Source organism: Paraclostridium dentum (assembly GCF_012922555.1).
Lineage (GTDB): Bacteria > Bacillota > Clostridia > Peptostreptococcales > Peptostreptococcaceae > Paraclostridium > Paraclostridium dentum.
In genome coordinates, this window is the sequence record NZ_WIPK01000008.1 from 113026 (window position 1) to 119025 (window position 6000).

The following is a 6000-nucleotide window of genomic DNA, read 5'->3' on the forward strand; positions in this document are numbered from 1 at the left end:
TGGAACAGCTTTTTTGATTTTAAAATTTGATAAAAATAAAACAAAAATCAAGGTAATATGATTGTTTACATAGAATATATATTTAGGGGATAACTTTGTAACTTAGTGACTTTAAATAAGGGGGATTAGCATGGTTAAAGTAAAAATATTGTCTCATAAAAAAGAGATTGAATGTAACAAAGAGGATAATTTACTAGAGGTTCTTAGAGAAAATGATATATTTATCGATGCTCCTTGCAATGGAAGTATGGTATGTGGAAAGTGTAAAGTAAAACTAAAAAATGGTAAAGTAGATTCTAAAATGAATATACATATAAATGAAGAAGAAAAAAAGCAAGGATATATTCTTTCGTGTGCAAGTAAGGTTATTGAAGATATAGAAATAGAAGTTCCTTCAAAACTTTCAACATCTATGAATGAAATGAAAATTGAAGGCAGTGATAATAATAAAGATAAAAAAATATTTGATAAATCAATCAACATATTAAAGGACAATTCATTAGATTTCAATAAAAAAATATTTAAAAAATATATAGAGTTAGATGAGCCAAATTTAGATGATAATATAAGCGATATAGATAGAATTCAAAGACATATTAGAAATAATTTTGGATATGAAAATATAGAGTTTAGTTTGAATTTACTTAGAACGATACCTTTAGTAATTAGAGATAATAATTTTAAGGTAACTATAACTTATGAACTTAAAAATAACATTGTTTATTTGATTGATATTAATACTGGAAATACAGAAGATGAATTTTATGGAATAGCTGTTGATATAGGAACTACATCAGTTGTAGTTTGCTTAGTTAATTTAAAAAATAATGAGATTATAGGAAAAGAGTCATCAGGAAATGCGCAAATTAAATATGGAGCAGATGTAATAAATAGGATAATATATTCAACTAAAAAGGATGGAATTAAACTTCTACAACATGCAATAGTAGAAGAAACTATAAACCCACTAATAGAAAAGGTATGTAATAAAAATGAAATTGATAAAGAGTATATAAGTTATTTTGTAGTTGCAGGGAATACGACAATGAGTAGCTTATTTTTAGGAGTACATGCGGATTTTTTAAGACAAGAACCTTATATACCTCCATTTGTAAAATCTCCAAATTTAAGTGCTCATGATATAGGATTAAATATAAATAAAGATGCTACTGTATATCTAGCACCATCTGTAGCTAGTTATGTTGGTGGAGATATAACAGCAGGTGTATTATCTGCTGGAATATGGGCTAGTGAAGAAAATGTATTGTTTATAGACTTAGGAACTAATGGAGAGATTGTGTTTGGAAACAAAGACTATATGATGACTTGTGCATGCTCAGCAGGGCCCGCATTTGAAGGTGGAGGAATAAGTTGTGGTATGAGAGCTTCAAATGGAGCTATAGAGAAAGTAGATATAGATAAAAATACTTTAAATCCTAAATTAAAAATTATTGGAGATTGCAATCCAGTTGGAGTTTGTGGTTCAGGAATAATAGATATTATATGTAAAATGATGATAAGCGGAATTGTTGATAGAAGAGGTAAGATTAATAAAGAATTAAAAAATAAACGTATAAGATTTAATGAACATGATATAGGAGAGTATGTGCTTGCATTTAAGGAAGAGTACAATATAGAAAATGATATATCGGTAAATGAAGTAGATATAGATAATTTTATAAGAGCAAAAGGGGCTATATATTCAGGGGCATCTATACTTATAGAAAGCTTGGGCATGGATTTTAGTGTAATAGATAAAGTTTTAATTGCAGGAGGTATTGGAAATAGCTTAGATATAGAAAATTCTATTATGATAGGTTTATTACCAGATATAGATAGAGATAAATTTGACTATATAGGTAATAGCTCTCTTATAGGTTCTTACTTAACATTAATAAGTAATGATGCGAAAGATAAGTTAGAAGAAATAGGAGATCAATTAACATATGTAGAATTAAGCGTATATCCTACATATATGGATGAATTTATATCTGCTTGTTTTTTACCTCATACAAATATAGAACAATTTCCTTCAGTTAAAAATATATTAGGAGAATAAATCTATGAATTTAAATCGAAAAATTAATTTAGCATATGATACAAAAGTTAAAAACTTTGGAAATGATATTGAGTTTGCATATCCAACCCAAACCTTAGCAGTGAGTATAACAGATACAAACTGTAGTCTAGGATGTGCTCATTGCAATGGTCATTATTTAAAAAACATGACACCTATAGCTGAATATGAAAAAGATATAAAAAAGAGAAATATAACTAGTATATTATTAAGTGGTGGATGCAGCCAAGATGGAGATGTTCCTATAGATAGTCATATAGAAACTATAAAAAACTTAAAACAAAAGGGCTATAAATTAAATTCACATATAGGACTTATGAATAAAGAAAATATAGATTTGGTCTGCAATTTTTTAGATTATGTATCATTTGACCTTGTATTTGATGAGGATACTATAAAAGAAGTATATAAAATTAATAAAAGCAGAGAAGAATACATAGCTACATATGAATATATAAAAAGACACACAAAGGTAGCTCCACATATATGTATAGGATTAAAGGGTGGAAAGGTAAAAGGAGAATATGAGATTATAGACTATCTTGAAAAAAACCAGCCAGATCAATTAACTTTTATAGTTTTGATACCTACAAAAAATACTGAGTATGAAAATGTAGAACCACCTAATTTAGATGAAGTTATAGATGTACTGTGTGAAGCGAGAATAAGGCTTCCAAAAACTAAAATAAATTTAGGATGTATGAGGCCCAGGGGCAAATATAGAAGTGATTTAGATAAATTAGCAATAGAATGTGGAATAAATAAAATTGTATTACCGTCAAGATCATGTAAAAACTTAGCACTTGAAATGAAGTTAGATATTAAAGAGAGTAAGGAGTGTTGCATATTATGATTAGATTGTCTATTGGAACTGCAATAGAACTTGGTATAAAAAGAGGCCAAAGCGACATACCTCCTACTACTGCTTATATAATGATAGGAAATCAGTGTAATAATCGATGTTCATTTTGTTCACAATCCATTGAAAGTAATAGTAGAAAAGATAAACTGTCTAGAGTTTTATGGCCAGAATATACAAAAGAAGAAATTTTAGATGCATTTAAAAGCTATGAAGGCGAAAATATAAAAAGAATATGCTTACAATCAATGGATAGTGAAGAATCTCTTAACGAAGTAAGAAAATTTATTAAATATGTCAATTCTAATTTAAATATACCGATATCTTTATCAGCCAAGTTAGAAGATATGGATGAAATTGAAAAATTCTTTGATCTAGGAGTTGAAAAAATAGGTATAGCTATAGATGCTGCAAATAAGGAATTATATGAGAAGATAAAAGGAACTAATTTTGATAAAAAAATAGATTTTATAAAAGAAGCAGGACTTATATATCCAAATAGAATTAGTACGCATATAATCGTAGGATTAGGAGAAAGCCACAAAGATATATATGATTTATATAAAACTCTGAAAGGTTACAATATAACAATTAGTTTATTTGCATTTACACCTGTAAAGGGAACTAAAATGGAAGATGTAAGTCAACCTAGTATAGAGAGTTATAGAAGGGTTCAACTTATGACATATATGATGGATAAAGGATATAATGGAGATTACTTTAAATTTGGATTAGATGGGTACCTAGAAGAAATAGAGATAGATGAATATATAAAGATGGATATATTAAAAGGAAAGCCATTTGAAATAAAAGGATGTAAGAATTGCAATAGACCATATTATAATGAGAGACCAGGACATACAATATATAATTATTCAAGAAAGTTAAGTAAAGAAGAAATTAAACTAGCAATTAAAGAAATTAACTTAGATATAGGGGAAGTAAAATTATGCAAAAGTGGAGAGTAATAAAAAACAAAACTTATGATGGCGCAATGAATATGGCGATAGACGAAGCTATTACTATTTCATATAAAGAAGGAAAATGTAAGCCTACACTAAGATTTTATTCTTGGAATCCTAGTTGTTTAACTATAGGATATTTTCAAAAGCTTGAAAGTGAAGTAGATATAAAAAAATGCAAAGAGTTAAATATAGACTGTGTAAGAAGAGCTACAGGTGGAAGAGCTGTATTACATCAAAATGAGTTAACTTATTCTATAATTGTAGGAGAAGACAATGAACTGATGGATAAGAGTATAAATAGTTCATATAAGTTTATAAGTGAAGGAATAGCAAATGGCTTAAAACTTGAAGGTATAGAAGTTGATAATTTAAGCAAGGGAGAAAGAATCAGTAGAGAGAAGCTTTCAGCTGCGTGTTTTAATGCTCATGCTTCATATGAAATAACTATAAATGATAAAAAAGTTGTAGGAAGCGCACAACATAGGCATGATGGAGTTATATTACAACACGGGTCTATTGTATTGGATTTCAATATAGATGATTTGTATGAAATTATAAAAACCAAATCTCCAGAAATAAAAGAAAGAGCAAAGAAATTTACGTTAAGCAAGGCAAGTGGTATTGAAAATGAAATAGGAAGAAAGATAGATATAAACAGCCTCGAAAAATCCATTGTAAGAGGAATGGCAAAGACTTTTAATGTTGAGTTTGAAGAGGAAGAGTTAACGGATTATGAACTAGATTTAGCCAAGCGTTTATATAGTAAATATTCTTCAGATGAGTACACAAATAAAAGATAATTTATATAAGTAAAGGAATTGACTTTAACCAAAATTTGGTGTTATACTCAAAATATACAAAGTTATTTGAAATCATGAAGATTTCTTTAAGGGTTTTGAAATACCTTGGAGGAATCTTTTTTTGATTGAGTATAAAATTAATATACTAAGGGGGATTATGTTATGTGTGAATCAGCAGCTTATGTGTTAAAAAACAACAATCTTGAAAGAGTAATGGATAATGTGGTTAGTGTAGACCCATACGAAGGAAAAGTATATTTAACAGATTTACTAGGAGAGCAAAAAATAATCGATGGGGAAATAAAAGAAATAAGACTTATGGATCATAAAATAATAATCAAAGAATCAGTATAAATCAAATTTTAATGTACATAAAAATGTAATTGAGGGGAAGAAAATATGATAATAGCAGTTATAGATGGAATGGGAGGCGGAATAGGAGCTCAAGTTGTATCAACTCTTAGAGATGAACTTCCATCGTACATAGAAATATACGCACTAGGGACAAACTCAATAGCAACAAGTTCAATGATGAAAGCACACGCTAATAAAGGTGCTACAGGAGAGAACGCTATAATAGTTTCAACAAAAAAAGCTAGTATAGTAGTTGCGCCAGTATCTGCAGTTATACCAAATGCAATGATGGGTGAAGTAACCGCTAGAATTAGTGAAGCAATATCGGATAGTGAAGCTTTAAAAATATTACTTCCTATAATGCCAGAAGATGTAGAAATGGTGGGATTAGAAGGAAAACCATTATCACTGTTGATAAAGGATGCAGTGAAAGTGATAAAAAAAGAATTTAATATAAAATAAGGGGGATTATAAATGCTATTTAATAAAACTAGTGTAAGAAACCACCATGATCACGATCATGAGCATATAGAACATTCAGGTGCAGCTGTAGCTGAAAATAAAGATGAAAAAACTCTTAATATACTTCTTGTTCATTGGGTAAATCACAATGAATCACATGAAGAAGGATTTAGAGAGTGGGCAGAAAAAGCTAGAGAAATGGGAAAAGAAGAAACTGCTAAAAATATTGAACAAGCAATTGATTACTTAAAAAAATCAAATGAAATGCTATTAGAAGCTAAAAAGAATATGTAAGTAAAATAAGGAGTTAATCTCCTTATTTTTATGTCAAATCAAAAAAAATTGTAAAAAACGTTGACATCAAAAAAAAAACCTTATATAATCATAGTATAGTAAAAATGAATACGGAGAAGTACTCAAGTGGCTCAAGAGGATCCCCTGCTAAGGGATTAGGCTGGGTTAACCGGTGCGAGGGTTCGAATC

General features: G+C 28.9%; 7 protein-coding genes. All 7 read left to right on the forward strand.

From position 1 onward, the window contains the following. Positions 1-130: 130 nt before the first annotated feature. The 7 genes from acsV (at position 131) to GFJ41_RS12745 (ending at position 5811) form a co-directional block, all read left to right on the forward strand. Entirely contained in the window at positions 131-2059 is a 1929-nt protein-coding gene (gene acsV, locus GFJ41_RS12715) for a corrinoid activation/regeneration protein AcsV (protein ID WP_170075487.1), read from the forward strand. Positions 2060-2063: 4 nt separating this feature from the next. Next, the gene (gene lipS1, locus GFJ41_RS12720) at positions 2064-2930 is read left to right on the forward strand and encodes a LipS1 family lipoyl synthase (protein WP_021428456.1); all 867 of its coding nucleotides are present in this window, start codon (positions 2064-2066) and stop codon (positions 2928-2930) included. Further along, positions 2927-3904 carry a LipS2 family lipoyl synthase gene (gene lipS2, locus GFJ41_RS12725; protein WP_142730552.1) on the forward strand — a complete coding sequence of 326 codons (978 nt, stop codon included), beginning with the start codon at positions 2927-2929 and terminating at the stop codon, positions 3902-3904. The genes lipS1 and lipS2 overlap by 4 nt, the downstream gene beginning before the upstream one ends. Further along, positions 3886-4701, forward strand: coding sequence for a lipoate--protein ligase family protein (locus GFJ41_RS12730; protein WP_035116891.1), 816 nt, complete (start codon positions 3886-3888; stop codon positions 4699-4701). Before lipS2 ends, GFJ41_RS12730 begins: the two co-directional genes overlap by 19 nt. A 162-nt stretch (positions 4702-4863) precedes the next feature. Then, positions 4864-5055 (forward strand): CooT family nickel-binding protein, encoded by a 192-nt coding sequence (locus tag GFJ41_RS12735; protein ID WP_021428376.1) that lies wholly within the window; start codon positions 4864-4866, stop codon positions 5053-5055. 45 nt (positions 5056-5100) lie between these two features. Further along, positions 5101-5517 (forward strand): DUF3842 family protein, encoded by a 417-nt coding sequence (locus GFJ41_RS12740; RefSeq protein ID WP_035116889.1) that lies wholly within the window; start codon positions 5101-5103, stop codon positions 5515-5517. Between the two features lie 12 nt (positions 5518-5529). Next, the gene (locus GFJ41_RS12745) at positions 5530-5811 is read left to right on the forward strand and encodes a DUF8180 domain-containing protein (protein ID WP_170075488.1); all 282 of its coding nucleotides are present in this window, start codon (positions 5530-5532) and stop codon (positions 5809-5811) included. Positions 5812-6000: the final 189 nt, after the last annotated feature.